The organism is Clostridium sp. 1001271st1 H5, assembly GCF_005845215.1.
In the GTDB taxonomy this organism is placed as follows: Bacteria; Bacillota; Clostridia; order Lachnospirales; family Lachnospiraceae; genus Enterocloster.
In genome coordinates this window covers 90,192-113,648 of sequence record NZ_SPHO01000008.1, presented here as the reverse complement: position 1 = coordinate 113,648, position 23,457 = coordinate 90,192, and the positions used below count along the sequence as shown (strand labels likewise).

General features: G+C 49.3%; 18 protein-coding genes. 5 read left to right on the top strand and 13 right to left on the bottom strand.

Going from position 1 to position 23,457, the window contains the following annotated elements; all coding sequences use genetic code 11:
• Positions 1-4: 4 nt before the first annotated feature.
• Both FGS84_RS13820 and FGS84_RS13815 read right to left on the bottom strand, forming a co-directional pair.
• Positions 5-1,336, bottom strand: a complete 1,332-nt coding sequence (locus FGS84_RS13820; RefSeq protein WP_138309133.1) for an aspartate aminotransferase family protein — start codon at positions 1,334-1,336, stop codon at positions 5-7.
• Between the two features lie 103 nt (positions 1,337-1,439).
• Complete coding sequence (locus FGS84_RS13815) at positions 1,440-2,108, bottom strand: GntR family transcriptional regulator (RefSeq protein ID WP_240305586.1); 669 nt, start codon at positions 2,106-2,108, stop codon at positions 1,440-1,442.
• Between the two features lie 211 nt (positions 2,109-2,319).
• On the opposite strand from FGS84_RS13815, the gene FGS84_RS13810 reads away from it, so the two are divergent.
• Entirely contained in the window at positions 2,320-3,582 is a 1,263-nt protein-coding gene (locus FGS84_RS13810) for a Glu/Leu/Phe/Val dehydrogenase (RefSeq protein ID WP_138309131.1), read from the top strand.
• Between the two features lie 119 nt (positions 3,583-3,701).
• Here FGS84_RS13810 and FGS84_RS13805 read toward each other — a convergent pair whose 3' ends face one another.
• The 3 genes from FGS84_RS13805 to FGS84_RS13800 all read right to left on the bottom strand — a co-directional run bounded on the left by FGS84_RS13805 (position 3,702) and on the right by FGS84_RS13800 (position 6,456).
• Positions 3,702-5,594, bottom strand: a complete 1,893-nt coding sequence (locus FGS84_RS13805; RefSeq protein WP_138309130.1) for a sensor domain-containing diguanylate cyclase — start codon at positions 5,592-5,594, stop codon at positions 3,702-3,704.
• Between the two features lie 323 nt (positions 5,595-5,917).
• Positions 5,918-6,079, bottom strand: a complete 162-nt coding sequence (locus tag FGS84_RS31205) for a hypothetical protein (RefSeq protein ID WP_207671121.1) — start codon at positions 6,077-6,079, stop codon at positions 5,918-5,920.
• 32 nt (positions 6,080-6,111) lie between these two features.
• A complete protein-coding gene (locus FGS84_RS13800) occupies positions 6,112-6,456 on the bottom strand; it encodes a cupin domain-containing protein (protein ID WP_138309129.1) in 345 nt (114 codons plus the stop codon).
• A gap of 481 nt (positions 6,457-6,937) precedes the next feature.
• Here FGS84_RS13800 and FGS84_RS13795 point away from each other — a divergent pair, with 481 nt between their 5' ends.
• The 3 genes from FGS84_RS13795 to FGS84_RS13785 are packed head-to-tail and all read left to right on the top strand — an operon-like array spanning position 6,938 to position 9,268.
• A complete protein-coding gene (locus FGS84_RS13795) occupies positions 6,938-8,002 on the top strand; it encodes an MFS transporter (protein WP_138309128.1) in 1,065 nt (354 codons plus the stop codon).
• Entirely contained in the window at positions 7,999-8,349 is a 351-nt protein-coding gene (locus tag FGS84_RS13790; protein WP_138309127.1) for a hypothetical protein, read from the top strand. The genes FGS84_RS13795 and FGS84_RS13790 overlap by 4 nt, the downstream gene beginning before the upstream one ends.
• A gap of 49 nt (positions 8,350-8,398) precedes the next feature.
• Positions 8,399-9,268: an LPXTG cell wall anchor domain-containing protein gene (locus FGS84_RS13785; RefSeq protein ID WP_138309126.1), complete on the top strand. Its 870-nt coding sequence runs from the start codon at positions 8,399-8,401 to the stop codon at positions 9,266-9,268.
• A 13-nt stretch (positions 9,269-9,281) separates the two neighbouring features.
• On the opposite strand, the gene FGS84_RS13780 is transcribed toward FGS84_RS13785, so the two are convergent.
• The 4 genes from FGS84_RS13780 to FGS84_RS13765 form a co-directional block, all read right to left on the bottom strand.
• A complete protein-coding gene (locus FGS84_RS13780) occupies positions 9,282-10,214 on the bottom strand; it encodes an EamA family transporter (RefSeq protein WP_138309125.1) in 933 nt (310 codons plus the stop codon).
• Positions 10,215-10,301: 87 nt separating this feature from the next.
• The gene (locus FGS84_RS13775; RefSeq protein ID WP_138309124.1) at positions 10,302-10,856 is read right to left on the bottom strand and encodes an XRE family transcriptional regulator; all 555 of its coding nucleotides are present in this window, start codon (positions 10,854-10,856) and stop codon (positions 10,302-10,304) included.
• A 279-nt stretch (positions 10,857-11,135) separates the two neighbouring features.
• Positions 11,136-12,572 (bottom strand): TIGR00366 family protein, encoded by a 1,437-nt coding sequence (locus tag FGS84_RS13770; RefSeq protein ID WP_138309123.1) that lies wholly within the window; start codon positions 12,570-12,572, stop codon positions 11,136-11,138.
• 78 nt (positions 12,573-12,650) lie between these two features.
• Positions 12,651-13,646 (bottom strand): membrane dipeptidase, encoded by a 996-nt coding sequence (locus tag FGS84_RS13765; protein ID WP_138309122.1) that lies wholly within the window; start codon positions 13,644-13,646, stop codon positions 12,651-12,653.
• Between the two features lie 288 nt (positions 13,647-13,934).
• On the opposite strand from FGS84_RS13765, the gene proC reads away from it, so the two are divergent.
• Entirely contained in the window at positions 13,935-14,768 is an 834-nt protein-coding gene (proC, locus tag FGS84_RS13760; protein WP_138309121.1) for a pyrroline-5-carboxylate reductase, read from the top strand.
• Positions 14,769-14,876: 108 nt separating this feature from the next.
• Here proC and FGS84_RS13755 read toward each other — a convergent pair whose 3' ends face one another.
• From FGS84_RS13755 to FGS84_RS13740, 4 genes are read right to left on the bottom strand one after another with little or no spacing between them, the layout of a single operon-like run.
• On the bottom strand, positions 14,877-17,594 hold the full coding sequence (locus FGS84_RS13755) for an EAL domain-containing protein (RefSeq protein ID WP_138309120.1): 2,718 nt from the start codon (positions 17,592-17,594) through the stop codon (positions 14,877-14,879).
• Positions 17,595-17,638: 44 nt separating this feature from the next.
• The gene (locus FGS84_RS13750) at positions 17,639-18,937 is read right to left on the bottom strand and encodes an ABC transporter substrate-binding protein (protein ID WP_138309119.1); all 1,299 of its coding nucleotides are present in this window, start codon (positions 18,935-18,937) and stop codon (positions 17,639-17,641) included.
• A gap of 2 nt (positions 18,938-18,939) precedes the next feature.
• Positions 18,940-21,843: a hybrid sensor histidine kinase/response regulator gene (locus FGS84_RS13745; protein ID WP_138309118.1), complete on the bottom strand. Its 2,904-nt coding sequence runs from the start codon at positions 21,841-21,843 to the stop codon at positions 18,940-18,942.
• A 44-nt stretch (positions 21,844-21,887) separates the two neighbouring features.
• On the bottom strand, positions 21,888-23,261 hold the full coding sequence (locus tag FGS84_RS13740) for a GntR family transcriptional regulator (protein WP_138309117.1): 1,374 nt from the start codon (positions 23,259-23,261) through the stop codon (positions 21,888-21,890).
• Positions 23,262-23,457: the final 196 nt, after the last annotated feature.

Genomic DNA, 23,457 nt, shown 5'->3' with positions numbered 1-23,457 from the left:
TACGTTACAGAAACCTGCGCTCCGCCTCCAGCACAGCCGTTTTCAGGATATCCACTGCAAAGTCCATCTCATCCTCATCCAGAATCAAGGGCGGGGAAATCTGCAGCGCTTCCCCTGATATGCCGTCTGCGGTCCCTGTTACCCCTGAACTGATTAGCAGCCCATGGTCAAAACAATAGCCCGCAATAAAACCGGACACATTCTTCCCAGGGTCAAAGGGTTCCTTCTTCTCCCGGTCCTTCACCAGCTCAACGCCAATCAGCATTCCGACGCCTCGTATATCTCCAATCACCGGTGAATCGCCCAGGGCATCCTTTAATTTCCCCAGGAAAACCTCCCCTTCCTTTGCAGCCCTCTCCACCAGGTTGTTATTCACGGTATAGGAAAGCACGGCGCTGGCTCCTGCGCAGACCAGTGGATTCCCTGCAAAGGTAAAGCTATGTATCAGATTCCTGCTGCCCTTCTCAAACGCATCCACCACCTTCTTATGGGCAATAACGGCTCCTATGGGAACATATCCGCCGCCCAGGCCTTTGGCCACGCTGATTAAATCCGGCACAACGCCAAAATGGTCCATTGCAAAATTCTTTCCGGTTCTTCCAAAGCCGGTAATGACTTCGTCCACACAGAACAGCACATTGTATTTATCACAGATTTCACGGATTCGCTTCATGTATTCCACCGGGGGCATGGTAGCGCAGGATGTGGTTCCCACAATGGGTTCTATCAGAAATGCCGCCACCGTATCCGGTCCTTCGTATTTAATAATGCGCTCCAGCTCCTCCGCACAAGGAAGCCCGCATTCCGGATAGGACAGTCCGTATGGACAGCGGTAGCAGTTGCACTGTGCAATGTGAGGCATCTTCATCAGATAATTGTCATACGTCTCTCTCCAGGACGGTCTTCCTCCGTAGGTCAGGGTGGCAATTGTATTTCCATGGTAGCTCTGCCAACGGCTGATGATTTTATATTTTCCCGGTCTTCCCGCCTCTACCTGATACTGCCTTGCAATCTTGCCCATGGATTCAACTGCCTCTGAGCCTCCGGAGCAGAAAAATACCTTATCCATTCCTTCAGGCGACAACTCAATAATCTGCTGGGACAGGCGCTCCTTTGCCTCGCTTGTAAACGTTCCCCCATACACATAGGAAACATTGGAAGCCTGCTCATACATGGCATCAATAACTTCCTTTATGCCCTGCCCGATGTTGGTAACCGCTATTCCGGCAGCACAGTCCAGATATTTTTTTCCGTCCGTGTCATACACCCAGGACCCCTCTGCCCGTTCCACACTCTTGTACTTCTTGTCCAGATTTGCATAGAATACATTACTCATACCTACCTTTACCTCCTTGAAATGTTAAATCTAAAATTTCACATAGTGCAAAAACAAAAATGTAAATCCTGTCACATGCATATTTACATTTTTGTAATTTTATTTAGTTAATCGCATCAAAGCAATCCATGATTTCTTTCTTTGTATTGCGGATGTCCTGGACAATCAGCTCAATGCACTTATCCAGCTGCTGCTGTCTTAAGGCATCAATCAGCGCACAGTGTATCCTGATTTCATAATGAAATTTCTCCAGCGGAGCACTGTTCACATTATATGTAATGTGGAGTATACGAATCCGTTTCGTCAAATCAATCAGGTTCTTGATTTCATCTCCAATGATTTTCGGACACAGGTCAATCAGATATTCATGGAATCTCATTTCTATGTCAAAAAAATCCTCCACCAGACGCTTCTTTGCATCCAGTCCGCCTTCAGGCTCAATATCCAGCAGTTTCCGGAATTCATCCCCGAAGCCGTCAAGCACCTCCACGTCCGTAATCCCTATGACCTCCCGTATGACCTGGCTCTCCAACGCCTCTCGGAAATTGAAAATGCAGCGTAGTTCCTCCTTACTCAGCTCCCGCACATAACTCCCGCTTCTGGGATTAATGATGACATACCCATCCTTATTCAGGGATTTCAGGGCATTGGTGACCGGGGTACGGCTGACTCCCAAAGAACTGCTCAGAAAATCCACATCCAGCTTCTCATTGGGCCTGAGTTCGTTATTAATGATTTTCGCCTTAATCTCTTCATATATCAGCTCATTCAAGCTGCTGTATTTTACTTTATTAAACATGTTCCTCGCTTACTGATATCTAAAATTTTAGTTTGTAAATTTATAATAATCCAATACCGGGCGTTTGTCAACCTAGATTTTTGTATTTTAGACTTGACAAACATAATTTATCAGAATATAATTTGTATAAAATCTGAAATTTTACATTTTACATTTCTGTTTTCATCACGAAAGGAGGATACTAATGTCGGACACATATGACCCTTATCAGGATGTGCTCCAGATTATCGAGGATTGTGCGAAAGCATGCGGGTATGAGAGGGATGATTATATCGCCCTGGCCTACCCTGAGAGGGAGCTTAAGGTAGCCATCCCCATTGAGATGGACGATGGCTCCATCCAGGTTTTTGAAGGCTACCGTGTACAGCACTCCACATCACGGGGACCTGCCAAAGGCGGAATCCGCTACCACCAGGATGTCAACATCAATGAAGTAAAAGCATTAGCCGCCTGGATGACCTTCAAATCCGCGGTAGTTGACATTCCCTTTGGGGGAGGAAAAGGCGGCATCAGGGTGGACCCCTCCAGCCTGAGCATACACGAGCTTCGCAGGCTCACACGGCGTTATACTTCCATGATAGCTCCCATTATTGGTCCGCAGCAGGATATACCGGCGCCGGACGTGGGGACCAATCCCACGGTCATGGGTTGGATTATGGACACTTACAGTATGCTTAACGGCCACTGTATACCAGGTGTTGTCACAGGAAAGCCCCTGGAACTGGGCGGGGCCGTCGGCCGTAAGGAAGCCACAGGAAGGGGCGTAATGTTTACCGTACATAACCTGATTCATGCCCTGGACCTGGATATTTCATCCTGCACCGCCGCCATACAGGGTTTTGGAAATGTGGGAAGCACCACTGCCCGTCTTCTGCATGAATCCGGTGTCCGCATTCAGGCTATCAGCGATGTTTCCGGCGGCGTATACTGCGAAGATGGCCTTCCCATAACCGAAATGCTGGAATTCTGCAAATGCGGTGCATTGCTTAAGGAATATGCGTCTGAAAACAGCTCCGTGGCCTTCCTGACCAATGAGCAGCTGCTTGCGCTTCCCGTCACCTTCCTGATTCCCGCTGCCCTGGAGAACCAGATTAACCGTACCAATCTGGAAACCATCCGCGCCCGGTACATCGTGGAAGCTGCCAATGGTCCTGTTTCCATGGAAGCCGACGCCGTCCTGCACGATAAGGGCATCCTCATCGTACCTGATATCCTGGCCAATGCAGGCGGTGTTGTTGTCTCCTATTTTGAATGGGTGCAGAATATCCAGGAAATGTGGTGGACAGAAGATAAAGTGAATAAAACCCTGGAGGAGAAGATGGCGGCTGCTTTCTCCGATGTATGGGAAACTGCCAGGACGCATAAGGTTTCCCTGCGCAGGGCAGCTTATCTCATAGCCGTTAAAAAGGTCATAGATACGAAAAAGCTGAGAGGTATCTGGCCGTAATAAGCTGCTGGATGTATTAAATGCTTAAACCCGAAAGGTCTTCCATGATTCTCCAAAAATCACGGAAGACCTTTCTCTGTAACACACAGCAGGACGCTGCCATGACCCGCGCAGCCTTTCTAAGACACAATGGTAAACCCGTCCTTTCCCCTCAGTTTTGTCTCATAAAGGGCGCCATCCGCCTTCTGGTACAGCTCTTCAAAGCTTCTTCCGTCCCTTGGGTATAAGGCAATACCGATGCTGGCCGTGATATTGCAGCTAATTTCTCCTCTCACAATCAGCGTATGGAGGGCAGCGGAAAGAGTCTCTGCCTTTTCCTCCACGCCTTCAATATCGGGTACCTGAATGAAGGCAGCAAATTCGTCTCCGCCAATCCTGCCGAGAATATCCCCTCTCCTGAAATGCTTTTGCAGGATATCCGAAAAACTGCAGATACAGAAATCTCCAAAGGAATGGCCATACCGGTCATTTACCAGTTTAAATTCATCAATATCAAAAATAAAAAAACCATACATCCCATCCGGATTTTCAGAAAGCTGTTTGTCAATCAGCCGCTCTGTGGCCTTTTTTGAGAGCAGCTTTGTCATCTCGTCAATTGTGGCCTGCCATTCCCGTTTCTTTTCCGCGTCGATATTTCTCCGATAGGAGAACATGTGGACGGAACTGTCCTCCTCTGAGTAGAACAGGAAGGTTTCCACACGAATCCAATGATAATCCTCCCCGTTCTGGGAAATCATAAAATCGTACTGCAGATGGCCATTTCCAGCCTCATATTCCCGGATGGCATTTTCCGGGGTAAACATGGAAACATATCCCTCCCGGAACTCCTCTTTAATCTGTTTCTGGGCAATAACACGCAGTCCCTGGTCAAAGGGAAGTCCTCCGGCCCCCAGGCTTGCAAAATACTCCTCTGTCTGCTTTCCCACATAACAGTTCTTCGTCAGATTCAGTTCATAGATACTTTCATAGAGCTGTTCCGTTGCCTTTTTAAAAAGCGCCTGCCGCTCCTCCACCAGCTCTGTCACCTGACTGCTGTACTTGCGGATTACAGCGGTAATGACAATCAGTACCGTGAGTATAACCACGGTCAGTATGAAACCGGTCTGATAAAGCTGCCGGTTCATGGCCTCCACGATTGGACCGGTATCCTGTTCCACAAGCAGATACCAGGACAATTCCGGAATATACCGTTCTACAATGAAGCTTCTCTTCCCTTCCTTTGGGCCGGAATTCGTCCAGAACTCCATACTGTTGTCAGACTCCTGAAAACCAAGTACCTGTTCCCGTATACCCCCCTGGCCATATACCTCAAACCAGTCCTTTTTTTCATACCCGTTATAGGTCGTGGATATCTCTATAAATCCATCCTGATTGACCAGGCTGGCCCTGTTGCCGTAGCTGTCCTCATATTCCTGCAGAAGTTCCTCCAGATAATCAATCTGGATACCGACTCCCACAACGCCAATCACAGCCCCGTCCGGTGCAGTGACCTTGCAGTTTACAAAAACAGTTATCCTGTTATCCGCCCCCTCTACCTGGTCATTATCCACGTTAAGGGAATACTCCAAATCATTGCCCAGAAGTTCGTAGTACCATACATTCTCCGGGTCCCCCTCCTCCATTACGCGGTCAAGTCCATTAAAATTATAGTAGCGGCCGGATGCTGTGGATATCAGGAACACGGAATCAAAACCATATTTCCTCTGATATGTTCTCAGATATGTTTTTGTAGTCTCCACGTAGTCTGAATCATCCAGATGGCTGTTCTCCCCAAGAAGATGGTCCGCCAGAAGGCTGTCATGGGCCATTGTAAGCGAAATGTTCACCGGCTTAGTAAGCATTGCCGTTATCTGATAATAGATTCCCTCCGCTGTCAGGGAGGATACTTGTTCTATGCTTTCCAATGACGCCCGGTAATTGGCGCGGTAGCTGAAAAATGCCGTAAGGATAAAGCCCACAACCAGTATGCTGCTGACTAACAGGTTCGTCTGAAACAACTTATTGTTTTTCATTCGATACCTCCTTGTTCTCTGTATGGAACAACTCTTTCTGTATCATTCTGACACCCTCTGACTGCTGCCCCGCTTTCATCAGGGATAGGTACAGATATATCCGGCTGAACGTTCATTCCGATGCCTATTAAATGGCGTATCCGCGCCCCGGACAGCTGCTATATTCAACACATCCTCCTCATCCGGAAACCGGACATCCTCCCAATCAAAATAAACATAATCATGTATATTTAATCTATTATATCAAAACCGGACAAGAAAATATAGTATGGATTCCATACGGCATGGTTTCTTACAGAACACGTCTGCCGGATACCGCAGTATCATATAAGCGTCATACAGCACGATACAAAATCCAGCAGAAGATGCACTCCGCCGGGCGCACCCGAAAAACAGCACCAGCCATTACGGCCGGTGCTGCTGTCGGTTGCATCATAAGGTTCAAAACGTTCCTTAATCCCATTCTTCCTGCTGCCGAAAATCACATCCGGCGTATCTGGTCCGGATGTTCCCTGCCCTATTTCAAAAAATCTTCCCGCATCGGATTAAAAATGTCTACCAGAACACCATCTTCCAGACACTTGCAGCCATGTATGATATCATCCTGCTTCAAAAGCGTATCTCCCTGTTTCACCTCATGGGTTTCGTTTCCAATTGTAAACAGGAAACGGCCCTTTGCAATGTATGTAATCTGTGTGTGGGGGTGATGATGCAATGCACCGATTGCCCCTGCCTTAAAGGTATTTTCCACACACATCATCTCATCACAAAAAGCCAGAACCCGGCGCACCACACCAGGACCTGCCTCCTCAGCCTCCATCTCCTCCCAAAAGCACCAGTTTTCTCCATTTCTCTCGTTCATGATTTTCCCTCCATAAAATAAATGATTATATTTTAGCATAACGTTATCGTTATCTTAAGTATGATTATAGAATACAGTATTTAAAACAGATAGCCTGACTCCCTCTGGTGATTATCCATAAAACACTCCAGATTGCCATTCACCACCACCGCCGGCATTACCCGTTCCTGTACCACTCATAAGAATAGCTGTGGCACTGAATCTGAAACAATGTATTCGTTTCAGCGTAATCCCCGGCCACCTTTGCCACATCAGCCAATGCCGTACGTTTCGCCAAACTGTCCACCTTCTTTACTGCTATTTTGCATTCCGCAATCCATATATCCTGTAACCATTATAACAAAAAAACAGGAATCGTACAGAAACAACCGCTGACAATATTCTTTTTTTTCTTTATGTGTACAGAATTATTAGGAAATTCGTAAAGATATTCACCAATGGGCGTGGTAAAATGGACATAAAGGAAAGGGGAGGGGAAAGGATGACAGGAGTATATGCGACGGCGCACATGTTGGTGGATTTGGCCTGCGCTTACCTGGTTTATGCCTGTGTAATCGGAAAACAGGACTGGTATCTCTGGCTGCTGGTATATAATTTCTGCGCCTTTGCCCTGCAGATGCCAATCGGCGCCGGAGCCGACCGTCTGAACCGCAACAGTTTCGTGGCGGCCGCAGGCTGTCTGGGCGTGCTGGCCGGACTGATACTGGGAATTGGCGGGGGACAGCCGGCAGCAGCCTGTATCCTGGCCGGCACAGGAAATGCATGTTTTCATGTGGGCGGCGGCATTGATGTACTGAACCACAGCGGGAAAAGGGCCGCTCCCCTGGGAATATTCGTGGCTCCCGGCGCCCTCGGCATTTTTCTGGGCAGTCTTCTGGGGAGAGCACCGGACAGGCCGGCCGGCAGCACTGCTGTTCTGATTGGAATTTCCCTCATACTGTCCATGGCAGTTATCCGCTGCCGCGCAAGGTCATGCAAAATATGGAAATGCTCCGGCAATGCCCCTGTTTCCTATGATGGCATTCCCCTCCGCCATATGCTGGCTGCATTATGTTTTTTTGGAGCGGTTATCCTGCGCTCCTATTCCGGAATGGTGCAGGACTTCCCATGGAAAGGGAATACTGCCGGAAGCGCCTGGCTTCTGGCCGGAGCCGTGGTGTCCGGAAAAATAGCAGGAGGTTTCCTCTCAGATAAAACCGGCATTCAAACAGCTGCTTTCCGTTCCATGTCCGCTGCTGCGGTGGGTTTTCTCTGTCTGGACAGCCCGGCTGCCGCCATACTGGCCGTATTTTGCTGGAATATGTCCATGCCCATGACGCTGTGGTCTGTCTCCCAGGTATTTCCAGGGGCAAAGGGATTCAGTTTCGGACTTCTCACCTTTGGACTGTTTATAGGCTTTTGTCCGGTATATCTGGAGGGCTTTGGAGGAAATGCACAAAGAGGGCTGAACTCCGGTGCAGCCTCATCTCCTGTGGGAATGGCGCTGATGGCGGTCATGTCCCTTTTATTGTTAGGGTGGGGGTTAAGGCAGGTGAAGCAGACATGATTGGTATGCGGATTGTCCGTGTTTTGGCCGTATCCCTGGGATTTACCATTGTTCTGGAGGAGGCACTCGCCTGGACCGCTGGAATCAGGAACAGATGGGATATGATTCTGATTGGCCTTGTGAATGTGCTGACCAATCCGGCAGTTGTTTTTATTCACTATATGTACCGTGCCCACGGAGGCCGGGGCCTGGTCTTTGTCACTGCCGCAGCAGAGCTTTCAGCTGTAATCGCAGAAGCGTTTTGCTACAAAGCAGCGGCAAGAAACATCCGGCATCCCTGGATGTTCTCCATAGGGGCAAACCTGTTTTCCTTTATTGCAGGCTTGGCGGTAAACAAATTGCTGTAGATATAAAAAGGAAAAAATGAAACAGCAGGAAATAATGGGAGGGCGATAAATGATGGAAAGAAACAAACAGCGTTCAATGGTACTGCGTGTTCTGATACTGTCCCTATTCTTATGCATGCTTTCCGGTATAACGGTTTTTGGTGATATGATTTGGACCCCCAATGACCCGGAATTATTTGAACGCGACAGGGACTATGATTATGTGGGCCGCCGGTATTATGCCAACGGCCCCGGAGGATATGTGACTGTAATGGAAGAACCGGGCAGCGGACAGGTTTTGGAATACATCGGAAACGGCCCCGTCTTTTATGTTTCCCTCTCCTGCCCCAAGGGCAAAGAAGCATGGGGTATTGTCCAATACCGGAAGGATGAAAACGGACAGCCAACAGAGGATTACGGGTGGGAAGAGGGCGCTGTCATTGGCTGGATTTCCATGGATGAGCTGACCGCTATTTATGACGGACAAAGTTTTCTGGAGGACCATGAATCCGAGATAAAATACACGGACGCAGACTCCATGCCCCGGATTTCCATGCCGGAACAGGGAGCCATCTGTCTATGGAGTTATCCCGGAGCAGAAGAACCCTTTGGCCAGATAGAACATCTGGATGAAAATACAATCCAGTTCGACATGACTTATCGGGACCCGGAGGGAAGCTTGTGGGGACACAGCAGTTATTACTACGGGCAGAGAAACTTTTGGGTCAATACAGACAGCCCCGGTGATACAACCGGTGCCGACATACCGGTTGAAACACCTGAAATCATTCCGCCATTGGCCCGGAATGAACTGGAACGCCTTCCAAAAACCGGCCGGAACAGCGGCCAGCTAATCCTGGCCGCAGGCGGGCTGATTGCATTTGCCATGCTGCTGACATCCGTCATTATCTATCATATGGCAAAGCATAAGAAACCATAAAGCAATATGCCCCTTAATCAGCCACCCGTTTCGCTTTTCGCAGCAAAAGCCCCCGCAGCCAGTCCTCTCTCTGAATTATAAATACAGAAGCCAGGATAACCAGCATGCCTGCCGTCTTTGCCATGGTTATACGCTCGGACAGGAGCAGGGCGCTCAGCAGAATTCCAACTACCGGATTGATATAGGCATAGGTGGAAACAACAGAGGTTTTCCATCTGCGGAGCAGATACAGGTAGGATGTCAGGCCCACAATGGAATCAGCAATCCCCATATAGGCCATCGGAAGAGCGCCCCGCCATGACAGCTCCCCCAAATCCAGGTTTCCGGTCAATGCGGCGCAGAGAAAAAACAGGAGCGCAGGAATGGCGGACTGGTAAAAAATCTGTACCTGCACCGTTGCGCTGATTTTCTGGTATTTCAGATAGACGGTTCCCACCGACCACACCAAATCCGCCAGCAGCAGCAATGCGATTCCTACGGGGTCGGCATTTCCGCCGGTGATACTGCCCACCACCACAATGGCTATCCCCATAAATCCTCCGATAATCCCAATTATCCCTACCCAGCTCACGCACAGTCTGCGGACCGCAAGGGAGTCCACCAGCAGAATCGTAATGGGAATCAGGCTTACCATGACCGTGCTTATGCCTGCATCCACACGTTGGGAGGCAAACAGCAGCAGCAGTGTATTCAGGAAATACATGAGTACGCTTCCCACTGTCAGGATGATTCCATCATGAAAACTAATGGCAAGGGATTTCCGCCTGCCGGCCTCCCACAGCGCCATCAGAACCGACGCAATCAAAAAACGGAGACTGCCGGCAAAAAACGGATGAAGCACACTGGAGGACAGTTTATTTGCCACGCCGGCCGTCCCCCAAAAGAAACAGATATTAAAATAGGCGGCAAAGGGAAGCAGCCTGCGCAGAGAAGAGTTGCTTTTCATATAGTTCCCTCAAAAACCGCCGAAGGAGGCTCCGGAGCGTGCCTGAACCTTGCATTCCGCCAGATGGCGGGAATGTTCCGATATGCGTCATGCCGTCCAGCCCATGGGCGTCATGACGCAAAAGCCGATTGCAGGAGTTTCTCCTGTATTTATGGTCCGGTGAGGCATATTCGGCTTCACCACCAGTGAATCACCAGCGTTCAGGTGATAACTTATCTCTCCCAGCAGCATATCCACTTCCCCCTGCAGCAGGATGACAATTTCCTCCGAAGGGTGGGTCAGAAATTCTTCAGAGTCATGGCCGCCCGGCTCAATCTGGAATTGAATCACCATGGACGCCGGAGTATATTCCGGTGCTGACATAGGGGAAACAATCTCGTAAAAAATCTCACTTTTGGGAAACTTAATAATCGGCCGCTGGTCGCTCTTTACCATGGCAGGATGATGTTCTGACTGGTCCACCAGCAAATACGGCGAAACCCCCAGAAATTCGCTCACCTTGCGCAGGGACGCCAGCGACGGCTCAACAGCTCCCCGTTCCAGCTGGGAAATATAACCAATGGAAAGTCCTGTGGCCTCCGCAATATCCTTCAGCGTCAGTTTTTTTTCTTTTCTTAATTTTCTAATCTTTTCTCCAACCATATGCAACCTCTTACTAGAATTCGTTGAGTGATAACGCCGTGCAGGAATCTTCATTGCGGCCCGGCGAACCAAAAAGGCCCGCCGCCACAGCCACGTCCGCAGGCCCGGAGCGTGTCCTGACATTACGTTCCGCCGGATGGCGGGAATGAATGTTCAGACACGTTCTAAGCTATCTTACCATATTTCCGGAAACTCCGACAGTATCTGACTGCAAATTTTAGCAAAAAGGATAATCGCTGGAGTCCTGTCTTTCTTTTTTTAAGAAAAACAGGCGTTTTATCATATCCCCATCAAAACTGCTGCCGACAAAATCAATGTCTGCGCTATATACAGGATGCCGAACAACGGCAGGAAAAACTTCCACCACTTGTGCATGGGAATTCCACTGATGCCAATGGAAATGGCAAGGGAGCATGTGGGCCACAAAATATTGGAGAAGCCGTCGCCAAACTGGAACGCAAGGCAGGTCACCTGACGGCTGACACCCAGCAAATCTCCCAGCGGCGCCAGAATGGGAATCACAGTCGCGGCCTGTCCGGTGGAGGATGGAATAAAGAAGTTAATCAGTGTCTGTAAAAGCAGCATTCCCTGGGCTGCAATGATTGGAGGCATTCCCTGCAGTACCTGGGAGGCGTAAAACACGATTGTATCAATAATCATGGCTCCCTGCAGGATAACCAGGATTGCCTTTGCAAAACCCACCACCAGAGCGCCCATGACAACTGTGGATGCACCCTGAAGAAATTCTTCAGCCATCTTGCTGGGACCCCATCCGCTGACCGCGCCTGCAAACACGCCCATCAGAACAAAGATGCCGGCCAGCTCCGCATTGCTCCAGCCTAATTTCAGGGACCCGTAAAATATAGCCACCAGCGAAACCAGTATCTCCAGAAGAATCAACATCTGCTTTTTGGTGGTCTTGGTGTTAATGATTTCCTCACGGTTAAAGTTGATGTCCAGCCTGTCCCCCAGAATAAGGCTCTTGGAGGGATTTTTGCTCACCTTCTGGCCATAGTAGAAGATATAAGCGATTCCCAGTGTACTGAAAATCACAAAGGACACAACGCGGATTCCCATGCCGGAGAATATGGGAACGCCTGCGATTCCCTGGGATACAGGTACTGAGAAGGGATTGAGCGTGGCCGCAGACCAGCCGATGCCCTTGCCCAGCTCCAGTATGGCGAATCCGGCCAGGGCATCATAGCCCAACGCAACCCCAAGGCCCATAAACACCGGAATTAGTCCGTTATACTCATTCCACATGCCAAAGGTGGAGGAAAGGACGGCAAAGGTCAGGAAAAATACCGGGATTACCAGCTTTGCCCTGGATGAGAACCTTCGCAGCAGCGAACCCAGAAATGCATTAAATGCTCCGGTCTTAAGCACCATACTGAAAGCGCCGTTAACAAGGAATATGAGCATGGTAACTTCCGCGCCGCTGACAAGTCCCCTGTGGAGGGAGCTCAGGACCGTCACCAGTCCGGCCGGATGTTTTTCCTCAAGTGTATGGAAGGTGCCGGGAATAACGATGGTACGGCTGACTCCCTCTACCTCCATGGTCTGGGTATCAAACTGTCCCGGCGGAACAAACCAGGTACAGACAGCCACAAACAAAATGATAGCGCAGATAATAACATAGACATGCGGTACTTTTATGGGTTTGCGCGTTTTTACCGCAGCCCCGCCATTGGTATGTATCGAATCACTCTTTTGCATAATTGCTCCTTAATCAATCTTATTCGTTGTGATGCGTCAGTTATAATATGTCTGTTATGATACGTATCTTATGGTATGTCAGCTCCAGTTTGCCTTCAGTACACGCAGCAGGTTCCCTCCGGTCAGCTTTGCAATATCCCCGTCCGAGTAACCGCGGCGCTGCATCTCTGCAATGACATTTTCCAGCTGCCAGCAGCCCTCAAATCCCTTGGCATGGCGTTCATCGGACCGGGTGCCCACGCAGCTGTTATACGCTCCCACCACAGCGGGATAAAGCACGGCCTGGTCCGCGGTTCCCTTGTCATCCTTATTTCCGTCCAATGTGTTATCAGCACCGAATGACACATGGTCAATGCCTATGAGATTCACAACGTAATCCACATGGTCCACATAATCCCCCACATCCGGACGGCAGCCCTTCTCCTTTTTCCAAATCAGGGGAGCCCATGGCGAAATACCCATGACGCCGCCGTTTGCCTTGATGGCCAGCATTTCCTCATCGGTCTTGGTACGCACGCTGGGGGTAATGTTATAAACACCGGCATGTGTAACCGCCACTGGTTTCTCACTCAGGCGTATGATGTCCATTGTGGTCTTTTTGCCCACATGGGACAGGTCAGGCAGCATGCCGAGGCGGTTCATCATCTTAAGGACCCGTTTGCCAAAATCAGTGAGTCCGCCGTCCTGGGATTCACAGCAGCCTGTTCCTATAAAGTTAGCATCGTTATACGTCATCTGAATCACCCTTACGCCCAGTTCATAAAAAACACGGAGCTGTTCCAGGGAATTCTCTATGGAGTTAGGATTCTGGAACGCTAAAATAAGCGCTTTTTTACCCTCTTCCTTTGCTTTATAAATATCGGCTACAGACTTTGCAATCATGAGGCCGTATTTCGGGTTGTCCAGCATATTATAAATCCTGCCGATGCTCCTGGTGCTGGCAACATACCCATCCCCCTCCCCGGGAATGGTCAGAAAGAACGCGTCCATTTTTGAATGCAGAACATCCTGGGTAACACCGGTAAATTCGGTCTCCGTAAACGCGCAGCCGTCAATGATTAAATTCTCTTCCATTATTTTACCTCCACTAAAATTTTTATTTTGACAAAAGAATGATTCAGTTTCATTTTCCCACCCCATATCAGCTTTTGTCCACGCCATAAGAGTACCACACAAAGATAATGTTTACAAGACAAATCTTATATATAATCCCATTTTTTATGTATATATCAATTTTATATTGTCTATTTTGTACACTTTTCACAAGATTTGTTTTTTAATGTCAGTCTCCTTGACTTTGTATCCGCTTGAATATAAAATGAAATAAAATTATAGTATTATTTCAAAAACGGAGGAGTTATCATGAGTCAAGCTATTCAGAAACGAATTGCCTTTATCGGCGCAGGCCAGATGTGCGAGGCAATCTTCAGCGGCCTTATCCGTTCCGGAGCCGTTTCACCGGAACACATCCTGCTGTATGATGTAAACGAATCACGTCTGGCGGACCTGCAAAACCGTTACCACACAAACATCCTCTTGCCTTCGGACCACGCCTATGAGGATTTGGTATCAGCGGCAGATATAGTATTTTTGTCGGTCCGCCCCCAGGACGCCAGGGAAACACTCTCCGGAACAGGCAGTCTCTTCCGGCCGGAACAGACGGTAATCTCAATCATGGGCGGGGTGCAGCTCTCCTTCTTAGAAGAATACATCCAAAATGCGGCAGTGGTGCGCGTAATGCCCAACACCCCTATGCTGGTAATGGAAGGAGCCGCAGGAATAGCCCTTGGCGCCCGCTGCACATCCCAGACAGAAGCACTGGCCAAATCACTTTTCGATGTCATCGGCATCAGCTACGTATTGCCGGAATCATTAATCGACCCCTTGACCGGAATCAGCGGCTGCGGCCCTGCATTTGCCTACCTTTTTATTGAGTCACTGGCTGACGGAGGCGTGGAGATGGGACTCAGCCGGGAGATGGCGCTGAGCCTGGCGGCTCAGTGCCTGATTGGGGCCGGCAAAATGGTGCTGAACACAAATACCCATCCGGGTATCCTTAAGGACCGGGTGTGTTCCCCCGGCGGCGGCACCATAGCCGGCGTACATACTCTGGAGGAAGGGAAGTTCCGGGGCGTTGTGATGGACGCAGTGGTGCAGAGCATTCAGCGGATGCAGAATGTGGGCGATAAGGCCTAGAGCCTGTTTGGAAATGTATCCCGGTCATCTGCCCTCAGTATTTTTTCTGTACCCAAAAAGGCCCTGGAAGAAATAGTCTTCCAGGGCCTGATATGGATGGCTTCCGCCTTACTGCTTCTCCATATCCGGATTTAAAAACCGTGTTTCATACTCCTGCGCGGATATGGGCTTACTGAACAGAAATCCCTGAGCCAAATCCACGCCGCAGGAGCGCAGAGCCAGAAACTGTTCCTCTGTCTCAATTCCCTCAGCCACCATATTGATTCCCAGATTATGGCAGACCCCGGATATAAGCCCTACAATGGTCTTTGTCTTAGGATTAAGGGCAATGTTATCAATCATGCTCTTATCCAGCTTCAGAACATCAAAATCAATCTCCGACAAAAGCGCAAGGTTGGCATACTCAGTTCCGAAATCATCAATAGCAACCGCAAATCCCGCCTGGTGCAATTTTGAAATAAGCAGCTTTATATCAAGTCCCTCCGCATCATGCACCCGTTCCGTGACTTCTATCTCCATATAACAGGGCGAGATGTCATAGGTCCGGCATATGGCTGTGAGCTGCTCCACAAAGGAGGGCTGCATCAGGGATGAGACAGAAAAGTTGACGGAAACAGGAAATGCCTGCTTTCCCTGGTCAATCCAGTCCTTCAGCTTTGCGCAGACAAACCGGAATACATAAAAATCAATCAGGCTGATGGACTCAATTTCCTCCAGCAGCGGAAGGAAATTTCCGGGGAGCACCAGGGTATCTGATTTGGATCGGTAACGAATCAGCGCCTCTGCCCCCACCGCCGTGCGGTCGGACGAGGAAATCTTAGGCTGCAGATATACCTCAAAGTGATTCTGTTCAATCTCCTGTTTCAGGATGTCCGGGTCCGCAAGGTGCAGGATTTCATCACTGTGATGCCGGTAACGCTGCGACGCGGGATGAAGGCGGTAAAATTCCTTTTTATCCTCGTACATCCTGGCATCTGCTTTTGCAATAATCTGTTTCAGGTTAACGGCAGACTCCGCCCACTGGGCTCCTATGGCTGCCTGGTAATGCGAATCATCCCGGAACCGGGCCTTTAATCCACGCAGTCTGCTGTTAAATATTTCCTTCTTTATGCCCGGACAAATGATTACAAACTCATCGCCGCCGATTCGGTAAAAATCAGCCCCCGCAAACACTTCCTTCATCCTTTTTGCACACTCCACCAGAACCGTATCACCGAATTCATGACCATACTGGTCATTGATATCCTTCAGGCCGTTTACATCCAGATAAACGATTCCCACCGGCTGTTCTGCACTGGCCAGGGCATTGGTGTCTTCAATATACCGGTTCCTGTTATAAAAGGAGGTCAGCGTATCAAAATAGCTTAAATGCGAGAGCTGCCTCTGGCTTTCAGCCTTGTCACGGGCAATCAGCAGGAAATAGCACAGGGTCTGCAACAGGGACGCAATATTCATAATCTGGCCGGCAGGCGGATTATCAACCGCCAGATAACCCAGAAGCATCCCGTCCCTCTCAAGAGGCGCAGCCACAAGGCTGGTAATGGACTGCTCCTGCAGGAGCCTGTATTCCATCTGACCGGTATCGCCAAACTGCTCCAGGTCCTGTATTATGATGCATTCCTTCTGTTTGAAGTAAGGAATCCACCGCTCTATCATTGAAACCGGAAGGCCCTGAATCTGCCCCTTGTGGGGTGCAATGCCCTCAGCACACCATTCCTGGCTGTTGTACATCCTCTCATCCCTGATATCCACAATGTAGGTGCGGTCCGCCCGGAGAAAGCTTCCTATTTTTTCCAGCACCTGGATGGTTGTCTGGACAATATCATTCTGCCGGTACAGCATGCCCACGCAGTCCGTAACCATTTTTTCAGCCTCCAGCGTGAATTTAAGCAGAAGCTTTTCCCGCTCAGACTCCGTTGTGTCAAAGGCAATTTCCATTCTGGCCGGCCGGCGGTCCCACTCAAGCAGACGGTCCTTTAATATATAGTGGCGCCCGGTTATGGGATTTGTATATTCCCATGTGTAATTTTCACCCTCCCGCAGCAGCGGGCTGGTACAGAAATCACAGGGTGCATCCTTTCCCTGCAGAACACGGTAACACTTCTTGCCTTCCAGGGAATCCACATGAAAACATTCCATGCCTGCCTGATTCAGAAAAAGCAAATCATAATTTTCAATGTCGGAAATATACATCAGTTCGGAGATATCATTCATAGGCGCCCGCAGGCTATCCTCCAGCTGGGACAGACGTTCCCTTCTCCTCCTGTTTTCATCCTCAGCCTTCTCCAGCTCCTTCTGGCGCTTTGCCTGTTTGGCACTGTATACATAGAACAGGACAGTCAGAAGGATAAATGCGCAGTTCAGGATAAACAGGCTTCTGGCAGCAGAACGGACGCTTTTTTCGGAAAATTGTTCCGCGGCAGCCACAGTCCGGTCCGCCAGCTCAAAAAAGGTTTCGCTGTCCGCAAACAGGGCGGCCCCGCCTTCTCCCGTACGTACCGTGTATATTTCTTCCTTCAGCTTTGCCCATTCCTCCTGCATCCGGACAATCAGCTCCTGGAACGCATCGCTGTCCAGCCGTGAAAGCCCGTAATCACCCTGGCCTGTCTGCAGATTTTCCAGAATGCCCTCTATTTTGTCAATCAGAGGGTCATTGGGCTGATGATTCAGTTCCTGCTTTACCAGGCGCTGGGTAGCGCCCCGCACCACACCTGCATAATTAATCACCTTGGCATTTCCCTGGAGGTTATAAATGTAGAAATAGGATACCAGACTTGATACCAGCAGCGCTATTGTTAAGATAACAGGAAACATTCTTTTTTGCATAATAACCTCCCATTCTGTCCCCCACTGCCTGTGTAAGAAATTATCTATTCCTTCCCGCCATACAGAGCGATTTCGTTTAACTGGAGTTCATCATATTCCCTGCATACCTGGTCCACACCGGCGCCCTCACAGAGTTTCACACTGAGCTCCTTAATGGTATTCCAGGTATTAAAATGCAGGGAAAAATCCTGATTAGGGACCTGGCGGCTGACCGACAGGCAGGAAACAAGCCGGTCCGCCTGGGGCAGGGTAGCGGCTTTATTTCCCTGTGCAGAAGAAACCTTGCCCAGCTGTTCCGCCAGACCATCCAGCATTTCCCTGGTGCACAAATTCTCAACTATCATCACTGCCTCATTTAGATGTTCCGACTTTGGATTTACAGATAATCTCAGGTCCGCACCCACCACGCAGACAGCGCCCCGGGGCAGCACCGGCAGGGCCGTCATCTCCACCTCAAAAGGATAATCGTGGGCAAATGCCTTTGCCCGGCAGATAGAGCTGATACATGCACAGTTCCCTTCCGAAAAAAAGGATATTTCCTCATCTGTGCCAGGCAGAGTGGCAAGGGTCTGTTCCACATCCAAATATCCGCTGTCAATCATGGTCTGAAGGAACTGGAAACCGTCCCTCATATAGGTGCTCACCGGCGTTTTACCGTTGGCCAGCTCTTCCACAAGTTTCTCACTCTGCGGATTCTGGTACAGAGGGCCCAGTCCCGCACACATAACCGGTACACTGATGCCGAAGTCCCGGTTTCCCCCATAGGGAAGAATTCCATTCTGCTTCAGGGTTTCACAGACAGTCTGGAATTCTTTCAGATTCCCCGGCACCTCCAGGCCGTACTGATGAAGCATGTCCACATTCCAAATCAGCCCAAAGCTGGTGTAAGACAAGGGAACCGAAAACACCTTCCCGTTGCAGATGCTTTGCTGCAAAGCATCCTCGGACAGGTTGTCAATACATGTGAGTTCCGATAAATCATATATATACCCCCTCCTGTCAAACTCCAGTACGTCCTCTGCGGTTATGATATAAAGGTCATCCGGCATCCCGCTTTCCATGCGTTTTAGCAAAAGCTCGCGGTAAGAGAGGCCTTCTTCTTCAAAGAAGTCTGCATAATCGCTGTACACAATGATATTGCTGTTATACCTGGGATTGATGATGTTGGCACAGCAATCATTTAATGCCCCTGCCAGTATATCCCCCTGGGCAAACAGGGAAATGACAATCTCCGGTTCATTTTCGTCTATATATACCTTGGGTTCCCTGTTATTTCCTGCACATCCGCTTAAAAGCAGAATACCCATCAGACAGGCACAAGCTATTGTTTTTTTTCCCCTCATATTTACGTCCTCTGTTCCTCGTTTTCCTTCTTATAATACAGCCGGATAATCTCAAACATTTTATTGATGTCAATGGGCTTGGATATATAACCGTCCATACCGGCATTTCTGCATTTCTGTATATCCTCCTCAAAGGCATCCGCTGTCATGGCAATAATAGGAACGCCTGCTTTTCTCATGTCCGGAAGTTTGCGGATATTTCCGGTAGCCTCCAGCCCATCCATCACCGGCATACGGATATCCATTAAAACCAAATCATAATGTCCGGCCTCCTCCTGTTCCATTTTCCGGACTGCCTGAAGACCATTTTCCACGGTGTCCGCCCGGATTCCCGCAGCACCTAACAGCTCCACGGCAATTTCACGGTTAAGCTCATTGTCCTCAGCCACCAGGATACGCAGTCCGTCAAACTGGTTACGGGGCATGTGGCAGGAAGCTTCCTGGGTTCTCACAGAGGGGCCCATGATGTAAAACCGCAGCTTCTGCACCAGCTCCGAACGGAATATGGGTTTTGTCAGGAAACCGTTGATACCAGCCTCCAGGGCCTCCTGTTCCACCTCTTCCCAATTGTATGCGGACAGCAGGATAATGGGGATGTCTGCTCCAAGACTGCCCCGGATACGGCGCGTGGTCTCCACTCCATCCATTTCCGGCATCTTCCAGTCCACAATGACCGCAAAATAGTCCTTTCCCGCCTCATGGGCCCTGCATGCTGCTTCCACTGCCTTCCGGCCGCTCAGAGACCAGTCCACATGCACGCCCACCTCCTCCAGCATGATTTGTATGCCTTCGCAGGTATCCGGACTGTCATCCACCACAAGAACCGTATGGCCTGCCAGATACTCCGCCTCCTGGCTGCTGGTATCACACAGAGACATGGGCAGGATTACGGTAAATTTTGAGCCGTTGCCAGGCGTACTCTGCACCCGAATGGTACCGCCCATGATATCCACAATATTTTTTGTGATGGCCATTCCCAGGCCAGTGCCCACAATCTTGGTTAAGCGGTTGTCCTCCGCCCGTTCAAAGGGACTGAAAATTCGCTTTACAAAGTCAGGCTCCATGCCAATACCGTTGTCCTCCACCTGGAAGATAATATCAATACGCCCGTCATCCCGTTTACATTCCCGGAGATGAATGGATATCTCACCGCCCTCCGGCGTGTACTTGATGGCATTAGATAAAAGATTCATCAGAATCTTCTGCATATGCAGCGCATCACCCATGACAATATCGTAATCCAGCACAGAAGATTTTACCTGCATGGAGTGTCCTTTTTTTACCAAATCCGGCTTAATGAGGAGCAATACATTGGAAATCAGTTCCGGCAGATTCACTGGTTCGTATTTTAAGCTGAATTTTCCGCTCTCTATCCGGGACATGTCAAGCACTTCATTAATAAGGTCCAGAAGGTGTTCTGAGGCAACGGATATTTTATTCAGACAATCCTCCACCTTTGCCCGGTTGTCAAGATTGGCCTGAGCAATGGCAGTCATGCCTATAATTCCGTTCATCGGGGTTCGGATATCATGGGACATGGATGAAAAGAACGTGGTCCTGGCCCGGTTATTTTCCTGGGACTGCCGGAGAGCATCCGCCAAATCGGCCCGCATATGGTGCTCTCTTGTGGTGTCCCGCAGAACAGCCAGATACTGCCCGTCATCCGCCGGAAGAAAATGCACTTCTGTCCACCGCTGAAGTTCGTCTTCCGTGCCTGTCCTGTACTCTTTCCGGACCTTTTCCTTAAGACTTCCCCGGAAAAATGCAGCCCGGTCCTTGTCATCCGCCGGTACCCCGCACTGTTCAAAGAGAATCTCCGGCCTGGATATGACCTGGTCCGGTTCCGTATCATAAAGTACCCGGATATTATCTGAGACCATTTCCACCTGCTGGCTGGAAGGCGCATAGAGGAGGAATGCAAAATCAATATTTGAGGAGATATTCTGGAACAGGCGTTCCCGGTAAATCCTCCCCTGTTCCCGTCCTTTCATGCTTTCCCTGCTGAGAAGAAGGGCCGTAATCAAAAGCAGGGCGCCTGCCAGCTCTGCAAACGTAATGATTACCATATTTATGATTTCGGAGGACTCCTGCTGCAGAACACTCTTTGGCATGACGGAGAGAAGATACCAGTTGTAGGAATTTCCCTTTGGAAGAAAGCACAAAAGACTGTCCTGGCCGTGAAACCGGATTTGCATGGTTCCGGCCTTTTTGTTAAGCATCAGCTCCCGCAGCGTCTCCACGGCCCTGGGTCCATTTTCATTTTCCACCAGAAATTCGTAGACATTATCCGACTCTGAACCCGTACTTTCAATAATCCAGGCGCCATTGCCATCCACTATAAATGCAAAACCCGTGTCGTCGACAAATGTAAAAAGAGAGGGGTCCTTATAGCTTGAAAGTGGCTTATCCGCATACAGCGCGCCAATCTGCCGGTCTTCCAGCCAGACAGGAGCCTGGAAGGTAATCTGAAGACGCCCGCTGTCTCCTATGTAGGCATCCGAATAGCCGTACTGCCCTTTGGACAGCGCGGTTTCCTCAAAGGGCAGGGAACCGGTATTCACCGGCTCCCCATTGCTGTCCACGCCGGTACCGGTCAAATCCATATAAAAGAAACGGTAAAAATCTGTTGCATCCGCATAATTGGCAAGGATAGTCACTGACTCAGTGGAGCCGCCCCTGAGTGCATAGAGACCGGCAAAGGAGTTGAGCCGTTCCTCATCATTGCGGAACTGCCTGCGTATGCTGCTCTGTATCATCCGAGTGGAATCAAGCATCCTCTCGTTGGAACCCTGGTCCATTTTATCCGTAATGCGATGGAGCAGAGAGAGCATAAACACAGTACTGAGCACCAATAGACAAATAACACTTGTTAAAATAAGAATGGAACGCTTTTTATATTCCCTCATACCTTCTCCTCAGTACACGGCAGATTGGACCCAGTATCCTGCTTTCACTCCGGAAGAGGAAACTTTGAATTAAAAAAGTTCATTCTGCTCTCTATCAGGGTCTTCCACTGGTCTGCAAACGCGGTCAGATGGCCGGCCTGTAAATCCATTTTCATTTGTATCATGGTATCTTCAAAGCGGAAATCCAATTGTCCGTTCTCCATCAATACTGCGGACAATATGTAACCCCATACCACCAATTCCCTTAACTTCCCATAACATTCCCGTATGATTCCGGAAGGACATTCGCTGGAAATAAAGCTTAAAAGCACGTCCATACAAAGGATGCTGCTGGTTTTTCCCTGAAGCTTTGTTATTTCCGCCCATAGCTCCCTGCGCTTTTGCTCTGTCACTGATTCCAGCGTATATAAGGTCACGCCGCGGACAGTCAGGGCCAGAAGCTGCAGTCCTTCCCCATGCAGCCGCAGGTTTTCTTTAATTTCAGGTGTATTCAGCACCTTAAAATCCACAGGTTCCAGACATACCTTTGTTCCGATTCCCATATAGGTCCTGGTCACGCCCAGAGACTGCAGGACAGCCAGTGTACGGCGGACCGTGCTTAAGGATACCTGGTACTGTTCTGCCATCCTGGGCAGGGAGGGAAGGTAGCTGCCCACAGGGCAGCGTTCCCACAGAACCTCGCGGATAATAATGGAGGCCAGGGTATAGCGCACCTGGGGACGCTGCCTGTAAACCGTCCACTTAAAGGGAATCTGCCCCACCTGTTCCATATGATACTTCTTACTTGCTGAATCAATGAAATCCAGCACTTGTTTCTGCACATTCGTATAGAGGTAATCAAAATTGCGGTTCAGTTCATCCACCGTACCATGCGGTGATAACTCCTCCGCCGTGCTGTCAACTTTATCTGATTTTCTTTTGGGGTAAAGAAAGCTGAGATAACGCAGGCATTGCCAGTAGAGATTCATAAGTAAATCATTGTGAAAGGTGCGGAGAACGTCAAAATAAAGACTTATGGGCGTTGACATGATGTCAGGCCTGCCGGTATCCGGCCTGATGGTATCCGGTTCCGGATTATGAAGCCCGGCTTCCCACATTGGCAAAAGCAGCAGCTTGCCTGCAAGGGAAAAATCCAGAATGCCCTCCTTTCGGGGCACAAAATATTTTGCAGTATTTTCCAAAAAAATCTCATCCGTGCCCTGATACGTTATCCTGGCCACCTTCCGTTCCTCTGTTACAATATAACCCTTTTCCTCCAGTTTTTTCAGGGCAGCCAGAACCGTATTCCGGCCCACCCGGAAGGTACTGCAAATCTGTGACAACGATACAAGCTGTTCGCCATACCTGTAATAGCCAAAGAGGATACGGGATTCATAATACTCATAAATCAGTTCGGTAAGTCCTTCGTCCTTTTTCATCCTTATCCTCCTGTATGAAAGGTAAAATTGTTAGTTTTGATATGCTGGCTCTGATGCGCGGAGAAACGAAAAACGTAACCCTGTTCATATAGGATACTGTTTTGATTGTATCACACTTTATACAGACATGCAATACCGGTTCCGTCCCATGACGTCCGGTAACAAATTACAAAACCGTATCAAATTGGCGTCTGTC